The following is a 16,220-nucleotide window of genomic DNA, read 5'->3' as shown; positions in this document are numbered from 1 at the left end:
TGAGATACCTGTTATCCCCAGGGTAGCTTTTATCCGTTGAGCGATGGCTCTTCCATTCGGTACCACCGGATCACTAAGCCCGACTTTCGTCCCTGCTCGACTTGTCTGTGGCGCCCCGCTTACCTCCCAGGTACAACTACATGTGTTCCCGCCATAATCGCATTCGGCTCATGCTCGTTAAACAACCAGCGCGAAGGCGTGTCGGTCACGTTAGCGAAGACTAATTCGAATGACGTTCGGGGAAGCTGCTCGGCGTATACGACTATGCGGTTTCCGTCGATCTTTGCCCCGGCTTCCGGAAACAGAGGACGCACATGCCCGCCGGTATCCAGCAGCACATGTCCGGGCATCAAAACGGACGCCCCGTCGATTCTTTTATTGAACGATAGGACCAGCTCCCTTGCACCTATCCTTTGCACTTTGAGCGGTACCGGCTTTTCGTCATACATATACTTTCCCAAATGATATTCATAAGCCGTCCAGGCCGCATAGCCGTATCGCTTGACAGCGCGGGAAAATCCGTTCAGCCATTCCCGACTTTTCAGCATATGCTTAGCCGACCCGATATCCGCCTGAACGGCGATCGGCATGCCCGGGTGCGCCGCTCGGATCGCATCGGCGAAAGGGCGGTACGCTTTGATATAGTCCGGAGGGAGCTCGGATTCGCTCTTGGTCCAGTCCGGCCAATGGGTCTGCAGCACATGAATGTCCGGCTTTACCTTGGCAATCATGGCAGGCGCATCCAATCCCTGAATTTCTCTAAGGCGTTCAACGGAACGAGGACCGTCGTCGATCGCCAGCGACCAAGTGGCTACGGCAATATCCGGACGAACGTCCCTTGCACCGCCCGCCCCGTTCAACAGCTCGTCAAGGAAATCATTGACGGCCTCCACCCGGAATTCAACCCAATTGCGATACCGCTTCGTATCCGACAAATAGTACCTAGGCGAGCCGGGATTGCGGAAATCCGGGATTTCCTCCTGGTACCTTTGCTCAAAAGCGGCTTGCGCCAGCGGTCCGACATCCCCGTAAGTGCCCGTGCGGATCCCGTCCCACTCCGGAAAAAATGGCTCGGCGAACTCGATGCCGTCGAAGGGATAGTCTGTGAGAAGTGCAGCCACGGCTGCCTTTTTCCATGTCCTGTAGCTGCCGCTGAATGGAGAAAGCCTTATGAATCCGTCGTTCGCAGGCTTCAGAAGCTCCATTTGCCAACCGGGCCATTCCGCCGGATAACCGTCGGTGCTGAACGTTCCGTTCCCGATGACGAGCGCCCATACCGCAATTCCCTTTGCATGAAAGGCATCGATTAGTTCTCGATTGACCTTGTTTTCGCTGACGACAAAATAATGCACCGTACGATAGCCTGCCAGCTCGATTTCCTCCGCAATGCTATCCGCCGACCTGTCGGTGTAATAGGCAAACAAAGGGTCGATTTGAATGGACGGCCCTGACCATACAGCTTTATGCTTCATTTCCAACCCTCCGCTTGCAACGGCTTCCTTATAAAATATAGATGTAATCGGCTTTTCATGACCCGTTCGGCAATTACACCCGCCTAAGGTATCCATCTTAACCTTATTTTAGTATAATAAATCTAATCTTTTTTCTGAAAGGAGCGACCGCTTTGACAAAAAGGGCATCGCTGTTGACAGCCATCCTGCTGCTAAGCCTTTCTGCGGCAATGGCATGGAAATACCCTGATGACGTGACGCTGGGGGAGCTTGCCTTTCGAACCGCCGGATTCTCTCCGTGGTCAAAAGGCACCTCCGGATTCTACTTTCCCGGGATTATATTTACATTATTGTTCCTCTCCGGTTTGGTACTGCTATACAAAACCATGCGTCAACACCGCTTTCTTGTAACGATATCGCTGCTCATTCTCATCCCCATGCTTCCGCAAACCGTAGCGGCCGGTTATCAATCCGTTTTTGCGGAAGGCATCTACGCGCTCGAATTGCGTAATAACAGCAGCTGCCACTATAAAGTTCAACAAGGTGCAATCGAAGGCGCCTGCACGTTTACCTTCAAAAATTACGGGCAAACGGAAGTAAGCTTCAACGTCTCGCTCAGGGATTCCTCTTCGTCCCCCTCGTCGTTAGTTGGGGACTTGGATGTCATCGGCCATCAGCGTTTGACAATCGCCCCGCGCGAGCAAAAAACGTTCAGCATCCCGTTCCAATTAAAGCTGCCGGACGGCTATGATGTCGTATCCTCCTCAGGGAGTATAAATGGACTGAATATTACGGTCAGGGACGGGGAGCATTTCAGAAGCTTGAAAAATTGACTGAACGAGTTGCCCTCTGATCCCGGTTTCTTCCGTAAATAAGGCATGTAAATTCAATATTACTGAACCTAAATTCACTATTTCACCCGGGAATGGAGTCCATTGGCGAGATAGTGAAGCAAACGTCACTAATAGTGAACGTAACGGTAAAATAGCGACGTCTGGTTCACTATTCGATGAAATGACTTGCTTTTGACTGAAAATAGTGAAGTTTGCTTCACTGTTAGTGAACCTGGGTTCACTATTCGACGAAATGACCACATGTTGCCTGAAAATAATGAAGTTTGTGGATTTAGACTATATTAGTTGAACTAATGAATGGGGAGTCCATTTCATTCTGTCTCCCTTGTCTTAGTTCAACTTATATAGTTGAAATAACCTCATTCTGCTTGTAAACAGTGAAGTTTGCTCAACTCTCGATCAGCGACTCCATTCCCCCGCCACCCCTTACTAAACGCAAAAAAACTGACCCCCGAAAAGGTCAGTTTTTTGCGTTTCCTTCTTACATGCCAAGCCAATTTTTAAACAATTGCTTCGTCGTGTCGGCGTTCATCGCTGCGATCGAGGTCGTGAGCGGAATGCCTTTCGGACACGAGCGCACGCAGTTCTGCGAGTTGCCGCAGCCTTCGATGCCGCCGTCTTCCATGAGCGCTTCGAGACGCTCGTGCTTGTTCATTTCACCCGTCGGATGCGTATTGAACAAACGCACTTGAGAGATGGCCGCCGGTCCGATGAACGACGTTTTGTCGTTCACGTTAGGGCACGATTCGAGGCAGACGCCGCAAGTCATGCACTTGGAAAGCTCATACGCCCATTGACGCTTCGATTCGGCGAGGCGAGGCCCCGGTCCGAGATCGTACGTGCCGTCGATCGGAATCCATGCTTTGACCTTCTTCAGCGCCGAGAACATGCGTCCGCGGTCGATGACGAGGTCGCGCATAACCGGGAACGTCTTCATCGGAGCGACGCGAAGCGGCTGCTCCAGCTTGTCGACAAGCGCGGAGCAAGCTTGGCGCGGCTTGCCGTTGATGACCATCGAGCAAGCGCCGCAAACTTCCTCCAGGCAGTTCGATTCCCAGCATACCGGCGTCGTTCCTTGGCCGTTAGCGGTTTTCGGATTGCGCTGAATTTCCATCAACGCGCTGATTACGTTCATGTTCGGGCGGTAAGGCACTTCGAATTCTTCGGTGTACGATTTGCCGTCCGGGCTGTCTTGGCGGGTTACGATCAAGCGAATCGTTTTGTTCTGCACGTTCGTCTCTGCCATGCTTAAGCCCCTCCCTTTTTCTTATCGGTGGAGTAGTCGCGTTTACGCGGCGCAACGAGCGATACGTCGATATCTTCGTACTCGATGATCGGACGCTCCGGCGTATATTTCGCTTTCGTCGTCTTCATGAAATTGTCGTCGTCGCGCTCAGGGAACTCCGGCTTGTAGTGCGCGCCGCGGCTTTCGTTACGCATAAGCGCGCCGATCGTCATCGCACGGGAAAGCTCGAGCATGTTCCACAATTGGCGGGTAAAAGCGACGCCTTGGTTGTTCCAGCGCGCAGTATCCGTCATGTTGATTTTTTTGTAACGCTCGCGCAGCTCCTGGAGCTTGTCGTCGGTTTCCTGCAGCGTTTTGTTGTAGCGGACTACCGTCATGTTGTTCGTCATGATTTCGCCAAGCTCTTTGTGAATGACGTACGCATTTTCGGTGCCGTCCATTTTGAGCAGGCTCTCGTACTGATCGTTCCGTTTTTTCTTCTCGGCTTCGAATACCGAAGAGGAAACGTCGGCCGCATGCTTCTTGAGGCCTTTGATGTACTCGATCGCTTTCGGTCCGGCAACCATCCCGCCGTAAATCGCCGAAAGCAGCGAGTTTGCGCCCAGACGGTTCGCGCCGTGAATCGAATAATCGCATTCGCCCGCAGCGAACAAGCCCGGAACGTTCGTCATTTGGTTGTAGTCTACCCACAGGCCGCCCATCGAATAGTGAACCGCAGGGAAAATCTTCATCGGAATTTTACGTGGGTCGTCGCCCATGAACTTCTCGTAAATTTCGATGATGCCGCCCAGCTTGACGTCGAGCTCCTTCGGATCTTTGTGGGACAGGTCGAGATAAACCATGTTCTCGCCGTTGATGCCGAGCTTATCGTCGACGCAAACGGAGAAAATTTCACGCGTCGCGATATCCCGCGGTACCAAGTTTCCGTATGCCGGATATTTTTCCTCGAGGAAGTACCAAGGCTTACCGTCTTTGTACGTCCAAATCCGTCCGCCTTCGCCGCGTGCCGACTCGGACATCAAGCGCAGCTTGTCGTCGCCCGGGATCGCCGTAGGGTGAATTTGAATGAATTCCCCGTTGCCGTAGTAAACGCCTTGCTGGTAAACCGCGCTTGCCGCCGTTCCCGTGTTGATGACGGAGTTCGTCGTTTTGCCGAAAATGATCCCCGGCCCGCCGCTCGCCATGATCGTCGCATCCGCTACGAACGTGGTCACTTCCATGCTGCGCAGATCCTGCGCACAAATGCCGCGGCAAATGCCTTCGTCGTCAATGACGGCGGACATGAATTCCCAGTGCTCGTATTTGGTTACGAGACCGGCCGCCTCCCAGCGGCGAACTTGCTCGTCCAAAGCGTACAGCAGCTGTTGGCCTGTCGTTGCGCCCGCAAATGCCGTACGGTGGTACTGCGTACCCCCGAAGCGGCGGAAGTCAAGAAGACCTTCCGGCGTACGGCTGAACATAACGCCCATCCGGTCCATCAAGTGAATGATTCCAGGCGCGGCTTCGCACATCGCCTTTACCGGAGGCTGATTCGCGAGGAAGTCCCCGCCGTATACCGTATCGTCAAAGTGCTCCCAAGGAGAGTCGCCTTCGCCTTTTGTATTAACTGCGCCGTTAATTCCACCCTGTGCGCACACGGAGTGAGAACGTTTAACCGGCACCAATGAAAATAAGTCGACATGTACGCCCGCTTCAGCGGCCTTGATGGTCGCCATCAATCCGGCCAAACCTCCGCCGACTACAATTACCTTTGCATTAGCCATTCGTTGTCACCCCTTACGCTTTTTTCAACACAGAAGTATCTTGGAATTCCGCACCGCCGAATGCCGTCAGAGAAAGAATGAACATCACGGCCATCACGACGAAAACGCCCATCCAGATGATGGAGGAAATGCGCTGCGCGCGAGGTCCGATCGTGATTCCCCAGCTGACGAGGAACGACCACATGCCGTTGGCAAAGTGGAAAGATGCGCAAATGACGCCGATCACATAGAATGCAAATGCCCATGGCGTCATCACGATGCCGTGCATGACTACGCCGAGCTCGTCGTGAGTGGTGTTGCCGATCGCCACTTGAAAGCGTGTTTCGAAGAAGTGCCACGCCACGAAAATAAGCGTGATAACCCCGGTTACCCGCTGCAGTAAAAACATGACGTTGCGGAAGTAGCCATAGTTGCTTACATTGTTGCGTGCCGTGTAAGCTACATAAAGGCCGTAAACGCCGTGGTACAGAAGCGGCAGCCAGATCCCAACGATCTCCAGCAGAAGAACGAGCGGTAGGTTGTTGAGCCAGCGCACGCTGTCGATAAAGCCTGCATGCCCTTCATTAAATGCCGCGTAGTTAGTCAGCAAATGCTCCACTAAAAAGAAGCCGACTGGAATGACGCCGAGCAAAGAATGAATCTTGCGGAAGTAATACGAATTTCCGGTCATCTTTGGCAGTTCCTCCCTCATAAAATATGAACCTTTTTTGAACAAACCACTACTCATTGTACCCTTGGCACACCGCATCGTCAACAAATTCCGACACGAAAACCGAACGAATTTCAAAGAAATCCGGTACCCTATTCGGAATAATACCGATGATGGGAGAAATAGGTTTTCCTCTCTATCGGCTTCCTTGCGTCAGCCGCGCCGACTCGTCCTCCGATCCTCTGCGGAATACGGCCGGCAACCCTCTACCGCCTATTTTTCCATGAAACGGCATGCTTTTATACCCGGTACAACGGAAATGTGAACGTTCCTTGACTGCTTTTATGTTACTACCGTTTCGCTTATAATGGAATTGCTTATCTTTTATATATCGTTATAACTTTTTTGCATATAACAATTTTTTTGTTTCCTTATAAAAATCTATCGATAGCGGCCAACCGCGAATCGTCTCATGAGGAGTGACTTCCCATGTCGGATCTGGATATTTTCGCTACGGTCGTGGAGCAGCAGAGCCTTAACCGCGCCTCCGCCTTTCTCAATCTGTCGCAGCCGGCGCTGTCGCGCAAAATGATCGTTCTCGAAAACGCGCTCGGCGTACAGCTGTTCCACCGCAAAGGAAAAAGGCTCGAGCTGACGCGCGCGGGCCAAATTTGCTATGAATACGCCGTTAAAATGCGCGGGCTCAACCGCGAGCTGATGCAGGCGCTTAGCCCGTTCGCCTCCGGTCAAATCCCGCCGTCGGTGACGATCGGCGCCAGCCTGACGACGCTGCAATCGACGCTGCCCGAATTGATCACGCTCTTTACGAAGGACTATCCGCAGACGGAAATACTCGCCTTAACCGGCAAGACGCACGAAATCGTCCTGATGGTGAAGGAAAAAAAAGTGGACCTCGGCCTGGTCGCTTCCGTGATCGACCATCCCGGCATCCACTGCGTTCCGCTGTTCGACGATCATCTCTGCCTTGTGCTGCCGCCGAGCCACTCGTTTCTCGAACGAACCCACGTGCGCATGAGCGACATGAACGAGCTGCCGATGATTTTATTTTCCAAAGGCACGTGGTATCGCATTATGACCGACGACCTGTTCCACCGTTATGCGGTATTCCCGAACGTTCGCATGGAAATCGACTCGTTCGAGGCGATTATCCGGCTCGTCCCGACCTGCAACGTCGCCACCCTGCTGCCGATGTCGTATTTGCGCAGCAGCCTGCTGGAAACCGGCGACCTGCATATCCGCAACATTCCGGAGCTGATGCAGACGAAACGGACGACTTCTCTCATTTATACGGACGATGCATCCGGACAAGCTTCGATCAATCCTTTTATATGGAAAGCAAAAGATTATTTCATGAGGGAAGGGGAGTAAACGGCCCCTCACTCTCCGCGATTCATCGCGGTTTCGCCGGTCCGGGTCAGCTCCAAGATGCCGTAAGGCCGAAGCAGCTGGAGCAGCGCATCGTTCTTGTCCGTATCGCCGGCTACCTGGATAACGACCGTTCGCAGGCCGACATCGACGGCGGAGCAGCGGAACGCCTCGATCATGCCGAAAATTTCGGGACGCGCCGCAGGCTCGGCGCGCAGCTTGACGAGCATCAGCTCCCTTGCGACCATACGCTGCCGCTGAAGCGGCTCGACGCGTATGACATCGATCAGCTTGTCAAGCTGCTTGCACATCTGCTCCAGCATGCGCTCCTCATCGTTCAGGACGATGACCATGCGGGCCATCCCCTCCTGCTCGGAAGCGCCGACCGTCAAGCTCTCCATATTGCAGCCCCTTCTCGCGAACAGACCGGCGATCCGCTGCAGAACGCCCGGACGGTCGCTTACGAGAACGGATATCGTATGCTTCGCCATCGTTTACGCCTCCCCCATCATCATGTCGGCCAGCGCCTTCCCTTGCGGCACCATCGGATAAACCATCTCGCTCTGCGATACCACGAAATCGATCAACACCGGGCCTGGCGTTCGCAAAGCCTCCTGCCATGCCGTCTCGGCTTCCCGCTTCGTTTGGGCCCGAAGCGCTTTGACGCCGTACGCTTCCGCAAGCTTCACGAAATCCGGGCTGCCGGACAGGTCGATATGGCTGAAACGGCCGTCGTATATAAGCTCCTGCCATTGCTTGATCATGCCGAGCGTCCGGTTGTTGATGACCGCGATCTTCACCGGTATCCGGCGAATCGCGCAAATCGCCAGCTCCTGGGCGCACATCTGCATGCCGCCGTCGCCGTTGATCGAAATAACGAGGCTGTCCGGATTGCCGATCTGCGCGCCGATTGCCGCCGGAAAGCCGAAGCCCATCGTGCCGAGCCCTCCGGAGGTGATCAGCGAACGCGGTTTACGGAACCGGAAAAATTGGGCCGTCCACATCTGATGCTGCCCGACGTCCGTCGTAACGAACGCTTCCCCGTTCGTCGTCCGGGACATCATCTCGATGACGTATTGCGGCTTCAGCTCGTCTTCGGCATCCCGGTACCGGAGCGGGAACGCCGCTTCCGCTTGCTTCAGCCGGCCGAGCCATTCCGCCCGCCTCCCCGCAGGCGCAACAAGGGCGATCAGCCTCTCCAGCACCTGCTTGGCGTCACCCGTAACCGGTAGGGCGGTCGGCACCAGTTTGCCGATTTCAGCCGCGTCGATATCGATATGGGCGATAGTCGCCTGACGGGCGAAGCCCTCCAGCTTCATCGTCACCCGGTCGTCGAACCGGGCCCCGATCGACAGCAGCAGATCGCACTGCAGAAGCGCTTGATTGGCCGCATAGGATCCGTGCATGCCGGGCATTCCAAGCCACAGCTCATGGCCGCTCGGAAAACCGCCGAGTCCGAGAAGCGTCGTGACGACCGGAATGTCCAGCTTGCCGGCAAACTGCTCGAGCTCCTTCGCGGCATCCGCCTGAATTACGCCGCCGCCGGCCAGGATAAGCGGTCTTTCCGCCGCAGCCAGTGCGCCGGCGAGCGCGTGAAGCTCCTTCGCATCGACCGGCTGATACGGGGCGTAACCGCTCACCGCTATTTCCTCCGGATAGACGAATTCGGCGACGTCCGCGGATACGTCCTTCGGAATATCGACGAGCACCGGTCCTTTTCGTCCCGTGCCGGCAATATAGAACGCCTCCCTGACGATCCGCGGCAAATCCTCCGCCCGCCTGACGACGTAGCTGTGTTTCGTGATCGGCTGCGTAATGCCCGCAATGTCCGCCTCCTGGAACGAATCGGTTCCGATCAGCGTCGTCGCGACGTTCCCGGTAATGACGACGATCGGAACCGAGTCCATATGCGCCGTGGCGATCCCGGTGACCAAATTCGTCGCTCCCGGTCCCGAGGTGGCGATGCACACGCCCGTTCTGCCGGTCGAGCGGGCATAACCGTCAGCCGCATGGATCGCTCCCTGCTCATGTCTGGTCAGCACATGCCGGAACTTCTCGTTTCCGTGCATCGCATCATAGATGTAGAGAACGGCGCCTCCCGGATAGCCGAACACGCACTCGACCCCTTCCAGCAGCAGCGTTCGCAGCAGCATTTCCGAGCCGGTAATCCGGTCTTGTTTTTTCAAGCGCTCCCTTTCCGCTTCCTCCAGCACAAATGCGCGCTTGTCTGTCATAGCCATTCTTGCTTCCCCCATTCGTTAACGATTAATCGTTAACGTACCATGATGCAGGAACGGGGACACTACCCAACCGATTACTTTGGTAGTATACTTTTGGATAAAAATTCAAGGTGGGTGAACGATGGTTCCGCATGATCCGCTTGATCCGGAATACGGAGAAACGCCTGAAACGATAGAACGGCTCATCGAGCGGCTATCGGAAACGGGCTTTGTCGGACGCTCGTTCGAGCTTCATTATTTCGATGCTTTTATGTCTCGTCCGTCCGATCGGCCGGAGCGCATTCTCAACCTATACGGAACGGGCGGCATGGGCAAAACGCTTTTGCTGGAGCAGCTGCGCCGCCGCTCCGCCCATTACGGCGCCCTGTTTGTGCAGATCGACGTCCGCGATTACGGACATACGCCGGAAACGCTCGTGACGCCTCTCGCGGATCGATTCGGCATTCGCGGAGAAGGAGGGGAACCTCCTATTTACGTCCGCTGCCTGGAGGCCGTTAACCGAATCGCCGCCGTACAGCGCGTCGTCTTGGCGTTCGATCATTTCGAGGAAATCGGGAGCATGGACCAATGGCTGCGGGAAAGCTTTTTTCCGAAGCTTCGCGCGGATGTGCTTCTCGTCATAGCGGGGCGCTTTCCGCTTGAAGGGCCTTGGCGCTTCTCTACCTCTTGGCGAAAGCTTATCGTCCCGCTCCCCCTGTCCGAATTAAGCTATGAGGAAACGCGAGCCTTCCTGCAGCGCGAGGGCATTGCCGACGAGGCCGCTATCGACGCCATTTGGGTCAAAACGCTCGGGCACCCGCTGTCGCTGTCATTATGCTCCCTTCCCCGCGCTTTCGATCGATCGTGGCCGCGGCCGCTACTGGCGGCAGAAGCCTCCAGAGACGAACCGGAATTCGAAGCTTTGCTGGAAGAGTGGCTGCGGGAAGCGCCCGACGACGAGCTGCGCGAGCTGCTATTGGCCGCTTCCGTTCCCCGCTCGTTCAATCAGGAGCTGCTGGCGTCGATAGCCGAACTGGAGATCGCTCCCTCCTTGTTCGAGCGTTTGACCCGCCTCTCGTTTGTCGGCCGAAGCGCGAGAGGCTGGCATCTTCACGAACGCATTCGCGAATCGCTTCGCGCTGCTTTCCGCCGGCGCAAACCGGAAGCCTTCGAGCGAATGTGCAGCAAATCCGCCGACGTGATGCATGCCAAAATCGGCACCGCTCTATTAAGGAAAGAAGACGTCTCCTGGGAAGTAGCGGAGCTGCTGCGCCAATCGGGAAATCCGATTCTGCGCGCCCACTTTCGGCATTCCAGACATTCCAGCAACTATTTGGAGTCGGTTACGCCGGTCAATGCTCATGAGGCGGAAGCCTATATCCAGCGCAGGAAAAGCCAGCCGAAGGCTTCGAAAATACGCTGCTCCGACGCGGAGAGCGGCTCGCTGTTCCGTTATTCGCTGTCGGCCGAGGAAGGCTTGCTCCGGCTTGCGGGCTTGCCGATTCGGGAGCTGCTCGCTCTGGATATCGATGCCGTAAAGCTGCTTCGCAGCCGCGAGGGGCTCGTGGTCGGGCTGTCGGCCGTCGTACCGATTCACGAAGGAACGCTCGATTTTTTGACTCGCTCGCCCATATCCCGGGCTTATTTCCGCAGCCTAACGCCCCAGCAGCTGCAAGCGTTGCGGGTGCCGAACGGGCAGCAGACGGCTCTCTATATTATGGGAATCGACGTCGAAGACTTGGAGAAGGAAGAATTGCGGTCGGACATCGTGCATGTTATGCTCGGCTTCATTTTATCGGGACGCCTGCTGATCGCCTCCCCTCCGCCGCTGGCCTATTACAGGGATGCCCACTTGGGCTACGGCTTCGATCCCCTTCCCGGGGCCTCCCACCAGGACTACGACGGCAGGACGCCGACCGCCACCTATGTGCTGGATACGCGGAAGGAGAAGCTTCCGGCTTTCGTCGCCAAAATGGCCGGAGCGCCCGCAGCCGCAGCTCCTGCACGGCAGCCCGAGGAGCCCGTTTGGCTGCCCGAACTCACTCCTCGGGAGAAGGAGGCCGCCCGTCTGCTCGTCCGCGGCCACACGAACAGAGAAATAGCGGCTGCGCTTTATATAAGCGAAGCCGCCGTTAAAAAGCATGTCAATGCGATTTTGCAAAAATTCGGTTTGAAAAACCGTACGCAGCTCGCCGGCGCCATCATCGGCCAAACCCCCGTGCCGGACTAACCTTCGGCGCGGGCTTTCGTCCGCTAAAAAACGGATAGAAATACAAAGCCAAGCACGGCAAAGACCGCGAACGGAACCGTAACGTACCAGCGTTTGACGCCGAGCGCATACAGCGCAAGCAGCCCGACGGCCGGTCCGAATAGAAACAGCGGCCACATCCGCTCGTACGATACTCCCATCAGCGAGTTGGCCAAAAACATTACGCTGTAAAGAAGCAGCGCCCCGCCCGGGATCAGCAGCAGTCTGCCCCAGCGCGAATTCGTTAAACCGCCCATATGCATGCTTAGCGCAAGCAGCATAGGGAACACCGGCCACCATTCGGATGCCGGAAGGACGGCGGAGCCGGCGTTCATTCCGGTTGCAAACAAGCCGGTGCCGGTGACGAGAACGGCCGGAACAAGCACGAAACGCGACCACCCGCCGAATACGTACCACTGAATAAGTCCAAGCGCTGGACCCAGCAGAAAAAGGGGCCACAGTCTTTCGATCTGCTCCCAGCCGTTCACGTCGAGCCAGCGGATCAGAAACGCATATACGAGCAAAACCCCCGCCGGAAACAGCGTCCAAGCGCCGCCCGTATTTCGTTTCAGTAAATACCTGCCATACAAATAAATAGCGAACCCGAGCATCGCCATCCGCCAAAACGCCTCGATTTTGTCCGTGAGGGGATAATCTCCGAAAATGACGTCCAAATCGAACACCCCCAGCAAACCGTCAAGTCCGCTCTTCACCCAAGCAACCATCGTCGTTCTCTCCTTATATGGCCGGTACATCCATACGATTTTCCGATTAGACGGCAAAAAAGAGGCGCTCCCCTTCAATCCGGAATAAAAAAAGCCAAAACGGGCCAAAGATGAAATAAACGCAGGGGAATCGCAAAGATTGCTTCGAACGGCAAAGTCGGGAAACCGAAGCGCCGCAACGGTTTACGCATAGCAAAAAACGCCCGTCCCGGTTAACGAAACGAAGCGTTCTCTATAAACATCTCACCTATAACGATTAACGGCCCCTGCAGCGTTCCTACTCTACCTTCGCCCCGAACGAGCGCATGAAAGCCACAGCCTGCGCCGCGTCCATTCTGGCGCCCTTCACCTCAAGCGCCTTGAAATCGACACCGTCCATGACCGCGCCGCGCAAGTCTGCGCCTTGCAGCTTCGCTTTCCCGAGCTGGGCCCGCGTCAAATCCGCATCGCGCAAATCGGCTTTCTCGAAGCTGCACGCATACAAGTCCGCCTCAACCAGCCGAATATGGCGCAAATTTTGCCTGGACAAGTTGGCGAACCGCATATTGGTATAGGACCAGTCGCCGCCGATGATCGTGATGCCGTCCAGCTGCGCTTCCGTAAAATCGGAGCCGACCATTTTGCACTGCTCGAACTTGGCTGCGAACAGATTGGACCCGGCGAACCGGCAATTCGTAAACGCCCCGCCCGTATGTACCGATGCATTCAACTGCGCTCCCGAAAAATCGCATTCGATAAAGCGGCAGCCTATCGTATACGTTTCCTCCAGATGTGCACCGCGAAACCGGCAGCGCGTGAACGTGCAATTTTTCATTTCCGCATCTCTCAGCTCGGCACCGCCGAAATCCGTCTCCTCGTAATGCCGGTCGGTCGTTTCATGCATTCGTTTTCTCTCCCCCCGATGGCCCGACTTGCGTCAAGCCCGCTACTAACAGGATAGGAGACTCCCGGGGCAAAAGCAATCCATCTTCGCTTTAGGTCGCCGACTAACCGAACCGTTTCATTTAAGCCAGTATTTGACCGTCCAGCAAAAGCCGCTTGCGCAGCTTCTCATAATCGACCTCCTGCACACGGCATCCCTGCTCAAGCGCATGAACGGCTGCAGTAGCCGCCGACTGCCCCAGAATCATGAACACCGGCTCCATCCGGATCGAGCCGTAGGCGATATGCGAAGACGACAGACAGACCGGAACGAGAAGATTCCCGCACTCCGATTCCTTCGGCACGATCGCGCGGTACGATATCGGGTAAGGCCCCGTCGGGCTGATCTCGACGTTGCCTTCATTCACGCAGCGCCCGTCCAGCACGATCCTCCGGCAATTATGGGAGTCCATCGTGTAGGCGGCCAGCCCGACCGGATCCTTGACGGTCTCGTAACGGCGGCAATGATGCTCCGTCATGATGACGTCCGCAATCATTCTCCGCCCTTCCCGCACGTACAGCTGATGCGGCCAGCCGTTCGTCGACTCGAATTCGTCGGCCGGAAGCCCCCATTGACGCGCCTCGCCGCGCACCCGCTCCGGCATGCTTTCGTCGTTGGCCAGGAAGTACAGCAAGCCGAGATTATAACGAAAATGATCCTGAAACAGCCTTTCGCGCGTCGCGTAATCGCCATCCGGCCAGTCGTAGTTCGCCCCGATGTGATCCGTGCTGAAGGCTCCGTGATTATTCAAATCCGTCTTGCCTGCAGGCATCATCTTGTTCAGCTTCAGCGCATCCCAGACGCCGGCGCGGATATACCGGGCGAGCAGAGCATAACGCCCGGGGTCGTAATCCGGCGGCTGCGGGAACGCGATCCGGTTATCCGGCACATTCGTCAGACAGATGCGGAAATTATACGCCTGCACGGATTTGTCCCCTTCGCCTTGGAAACCCGGCGCCGCATCCGAGATGCCCGGCAGCAGCCCGCTGTCCGGCTTGCCTTCGCGCACATAGGGGTCCACCCATGCATAGAACTGATGCTTCGGATGACCGAAATGAACGCCGTTCAGCGTTTCCCGGTAAACGGCATTCCCTTCCCGTCCGACATGGTAAGAAACGCCCGCTAGCGCCAGCAGATCGCCTTCATATGTCGCGTCGATGAACATCGGCGCCTCGAACGTATTCCCGTTCTCCATCGTCAACGTGACGATTTGGCCGTTCTTCATGTCCGCCGCCGCAAGCTGCTGCCGGAAATAAACGGGCACATCCGCCTTCTCCAGCCAGCCGGCAAACACTTCTTCCGCCGCATGCGGCTCGAACGCCCATGCGGAGCCGTCAGGCTCGTCGCTGCCATAGCGGCTCCCTAGCGTTCTGTAAAACTCGCGGGAAATGCCGCCAATCGCCTCTTTGCTGCCGATATCGGTACGGCCCAGTCCGCTTGCCGTCATGCCGCCGATCCGGCCGCCGAATTCGGCGATGACGGCCTTGACGCCCATCCGGCTCGCCTGCACGGCGGCCGCGATTCCGGCCGGCGTAGCGCCGTAAATGCACAAATCCGCGCGGATATGTACCGGACTTCCGTTCGGCCGATGAGGCTTATAGTAGTAAAGCTTGCTGAAATCCGCCATGCTGTTCCCACTCTCCCAACGTTCCGTTTCTCTCTCTGCAGGACCCTCTTTCTAAGCCTCAACCGAAGCCGTTCCATTCCTCACCGTTCCGTCGGCCAGCTCGATGCGGAACGAATAAGGGCGCTCCGCCGTAACCCGGAACAAGCCCTCGTCCAAATCGTAAACGAGACGGGCGAAGCAATCGATATGCTCCATATGCACGGCGAAATGCTTCGTATACAAATACCCGCCGATCATGAAAACGCCTTGGCGGGGAATTTCCAAGGAACGCGCATTCGCGGACCGGTGCCTCTCTTTATCCTGCTCGAACGCCTGCAGGCTTGCATCGGGCAGACGCTCCGTATGCTCGAAGCCCCCGACGCCCGGCCATTCGACGTATCGGATCAACGGCTCCTTGCCCGCCCTTTCCCCCGCCGACACGTATCTCCGGCTTTGGCCGACCGGTACCCGCTCGTCATACGAACCGTGGGCCATCAGCAGCGACGTCAATTGATTGGCCGCCAAATACGCGCCGCTCCTCGCCGCATACCGCTCCGCATCGTTCCACGGAGGACTGCCGATCCAGACGTCCATCTCGTCGCGGAATTCGCCTACGCGGTCCCCCGCATACCATTCCGCATAATCGGAGATGCCGTACAGCGCCGTCGCTGACGCGAACAGGTCCGGAAATTTGTTGATCATGGCAAGTGCGTTTCCTCCGCCTCCGCTGCCGCCCTCGAGATGAACGATGCCAGGATCGGACAAGTAATCCGGGTACTGTTCCCGCACGAACCGCACGGCGTCATAAATGTCTATTAGCTCATGTCCGTTGCAATCGGGCGAGCCTTCCGAGAAGGCCCGCCCCCGCATATCGACCTGCACGACCAAGTACCGGCAGCCGGCCACGGGCGACTCCCGCTTGCAAGGCTCCGGCATGCTCATATGCCAGCCGTGCAGTTGGACCAGCATCGGCGAAGGCTGCTCCGGCTTGATCACGTTCATCGCAAGTGCCGTACCGGGCGTAACCGAAGACCCGTAATACCGGAAATCCTGATAGCGGGAAACAAAAGCCGTACTGCGGCCGCAGGCTTCCAAGCGGATCTTGTCTTCGTAGATATCGAACATCGGCGTCACCTTTTTCGCTTATGGAT

The 16,220-nt window shown here is 56.4% G+C and carries 13 protein-coding genes; 3 read left to right on the top strand and 10 right to left on the bottom strand.

Features of this window, described 5'->3' with window-relative positions; genetic code table 11:
• Nucleotides 1-119: 119 nt before the first annotated feature.
• On the bottom strand, nt 120-1,472 hold the full coding sequence (locus ACKGJP_RS07640) for an N-acyl-D-glucosamine 2-epimerase (RefSeq protein WP_409345067.1): 1,353 nt from the start codon (nt 1,470-1,472) through the stop codon (nt 120-122).
• Nucleotides 1,473-1,624: 152 nt separating this feature from the next.
• Here ACKGJP_RS07640 and ACKGJP_RS07635 point away from each other — a divergent pair, with 152 nt between their 5' ends.
• Nucleotides 1,625-2,284: a hypothetical protein gene (locus ACKGJP_RS07635; RefSeq protein WP_409345066.1), complete on the top strand. Its 660-nt coding sequence runs from the start codon at nt 1,625-1,627 to the stop codon at nt 2,282-2,284.
• 502 nt (nt 2,285-2,786) lie between these two features.
• On the opposite strand, the gene sdhB is transcribed toward ACKGJP_RS07635, so the two are convergent.
• From sdhB to ACKGJP_RS07620, 3 genes are read right to left on the bottom strand one after another with little or no spacing between them, the layout of a single operon-like run.
• Nucleotides 2,787-3,551, bottom strand: a complete 765-nt coding sequence (gene sdhB, locus ACKGJP_RS07630; RefSeq protein WP_409345065.1) for a succinate dehydrogenase iron-sulfur subunit — start codon at nt 3,549-3,551, stop codon at nt 2,787-2,789.
• Nucleotides 3,552-3,553: 2 nt separating this feature from the next.
• Entirely contained in the window at nt 3,554-5,314 is a 1,761-nt protein-coding gene (gene sdhA / locus ACKGJP_RS07625) for a succinate dehydrogenase flavoprotein subunit (RefSeq protein ID WP_409345064.1), read from the bottom strand.
• Between the two features lie 13 nt (nt 5,315-5,327).
• Nucleotides 5,328-5,984: a succinate dehydrogenase cytochrome b558 subunit gene (locus ACKGJP_RS07620; RefSeq protein WP_409345063.1), complete on the bottom strand. Its 657-nt coding sequence runs from the start codon at nt 5,982-5,984 to the stop codon at nt 5,328-5,330.
• 468 nt (nt 5,985-6,452) lie between these two features.
• On the opposite strand from ACKGJP_RS07620, the gene ACKGJP_RS07615 reads away from it, so the two are divergent.
• Nucleotides 6,453-7,352, top strand: a complete 900-nt coding sequence (locus tag ACKGJP_RS07615) for a LysR substrate-binding domain-containing protein (protein WP_409345062.1) — start codon at nt 6,453-6,455, stop codon at nt 7,350-7,352.
• 8 nt (nt 7,353-7,360) lie between these two features.
• On the opposite strand, the gene ilvN is transcribed toward ACKGJP_RS07615, so the two are convergent.
• Together ilvN and ilvB are read right to left on the bottom strand one after the other, a co-directional pair.
• Entirely contained in the window at nt 7,361-7,840 is a 480-nt protein-coding gene (gene ilvN, locus ACKGJP_RS07610) for an acetolactate synthase small subunit (protein WP_409345061.1), read from the bottom strand.
• Between the two features lie 3 nt (nt 7,841-7,843).
• A complete protein-coding gene (gene ilvB, locus ACKGJP_RS07605) occupies nt 7,844-9,583 on the bottom strand; it encodes a biosynthetic-type acetolactate synthase large subunit (RefSeq protein ID WP_409347099.1) in 1,740 nt (579 codons plus the stop codon).
• A 127-nt stretch (nt 9,584-9,710) separates the two neighbouring features.
• Between ilvB and ACKGJP_RS07600 the strand changes: the two genes are divergently transcribed.
• On the top strand, nt 9,711-11,798 hold the full coding sequence (locus ACKGJP_RS07600; protein WP_409345060.1) for a LuxR C-terminal-related transcriptional regulator: 2,088 nt from the start codon (nt 9,711-9,713) through the stop codon (nt 11,796-11,798).
• Between the two features lie 23 nt (nt 11,799-11,821).
• Here the strand turns inward: ACKGJP_RS07600 and ACKGJP_RS07595 are convergent, their stop codons facing one another.
• The 4 genes from ACKGJP_RS07595 to ACKGJP_RS07580 form a co-directional block, all read right to left on the bottom strand.
• A complete protein-coding gene (locus ACKGJP_RS07595) occupies nt 11,822-12,541 on the bottom strand; it encodes a hypothetical protein (protein ID WP_409345059.1) in 720 nt (239 codons plus the stop codon).
• 277 nt (nt 12,542-12,818) lie between these two features.
• On the bottom strand, nt 12,819-13,424 hold the full coding sequence (locus ACKGJP_RS07590; protein ID WP_409345058.1) for a pentapeptide repeat-containing protein: 606 nt from the start codon (nt 13,422-13,424) through the stop codon (nt 12,819-12,821).
• A 121-nt stretch (nt 13,425-13,545) separates the two neighbouring features.
• The gene (locus ACKGJP_RS07585; protein ID WP_409345057.1) at nt 13,546-15,090 is read right to left on the bottom strand and encodes an FAD-dependent oxidoreductase; all 1,545 of its coding nucleotides are present in this window, start codon (nt 15,088-15,090) and stop codon (nt 13,546-13,548) included.
• A 51-nt stretch (nt 15,091-15,141) separates the two neighbouring features.
• Nucleotides 15,142-16,194, bottom strand: a complete 1,053-nt coding sequence (locus tag ACKGJP_RS07580) for an alpha/beta hydrolase family protein (protein ID WP_409345056.1) — start codon at nt 16,192-16,194, stop codon at nt 15,142-15,144.
• Between the last annotated feature and the right edge of the window lie 26 nt (nt 16,195-16,220).

This window comes from Paenibacillus litoralis (genome assembly GCF_046244365.1).
GTDB lineage: Bacteria > Bacillota > Bacilli > Paenibacillales > NBRC-103111 > Paenibacillus_V.
Note: the sequence above shows the minus strand (reverse complement) of the source record. Positions and strands in the feature narration are given on the sequence as shown.

What these genes read in the sequence shown, in the direction of transcription:
- ACKGJP_RS07640 (WP_409345067.1), bottom strand. Translation starts at nt 1,472, where the DNA reads ATGAAGCATAAAGCTGTATGGTCAGGGCCGTCCATTCAAATCGACCCT.
- sdhB (WP_409345065.1), bottom strand. Translation starts at nt 3,551, where the DNA reads ATGGCAGAGACGAACGTGCAGAACAAAACGATTCGCTTGATCGTAACC.
- sdhA (WP_409345064.1), bottom strand. Translation starts at nt 5,314, where the DNA reads ATGGCTAATGCAAAGGTAATTGTAGTCGGCGGAGGTTTGGCCGGATTG.
- ACKGJP_RS07620 (WP_409345063.1), bottom strand. Translation starts at nt 5,984, where the DNA reads ATGACCGGAAATTCGTATTACTTCCGCAAGATTCATTCTTTGCTCGGC.
- ACKGJP_RS07615 (WP_409345062.1), top strand. Translation starts at nt 6,453, where the DNA reads ATGTCGGATCTGGATATTTTCGCTACGGTCGTGGAGCAGCAGAGCCTT.
- ilvN (WP_409345061.1), bottom strand. Translation starts at nt 7,840, where the DNA reads ATGGCGAAGCATACGATATCCGTTCTCGTAAGCGACCGTCCGGGCGTT.
- ilvB (WP_409347099.1), bottom strand. Translation starts at nt 9,583, where the DNA reads ATGACAGACAAGCGCGCATTTGTGCTGGAGGAAGCGGAAAGGGAGCGC.
- ACKGJP_RS07600 (WP_409345060.1), top strand. Translation starts at nt 9,711, where the DNA reads ATGGTTCCGCATGATCCGCTTGATCCGGAATACGGAGAAACGCCTGAA.
- ACKGJP_RS07595 (WP_409345059.1), bottom strand. Translation starts at nt 12,541, where the DNA reads ATGGTTGCTTGGGTGAAGAGCGGACTTGACGGTTTGCTGGGGGTGTTC.
- ACKGJP_RS07590 (WP_409345058.1), bottom strand. Translation starts at nt 13,424, where the DNA reads ATGCATGAAACGACCGACCGGCATTACGAGGAGACGGATTTCGGCGGT.
- ACKGJP_RS07585 (WP_409345057.1), bottom strand. Translation starts at nt 15,090, where the DNA reads ATGGCGGATTTCAGCAAGCTTTACTACTATAAGCCTCATCGGCCGAAC.
- ACKGJP_RS07580 (WP_409345056.1), bottom strand. Translation starts at nt 16,194, where the DNA reads ATGTTCGATATCTACGAAGACAAGATCCGCTTGGAAGCCTGCGGCCGC.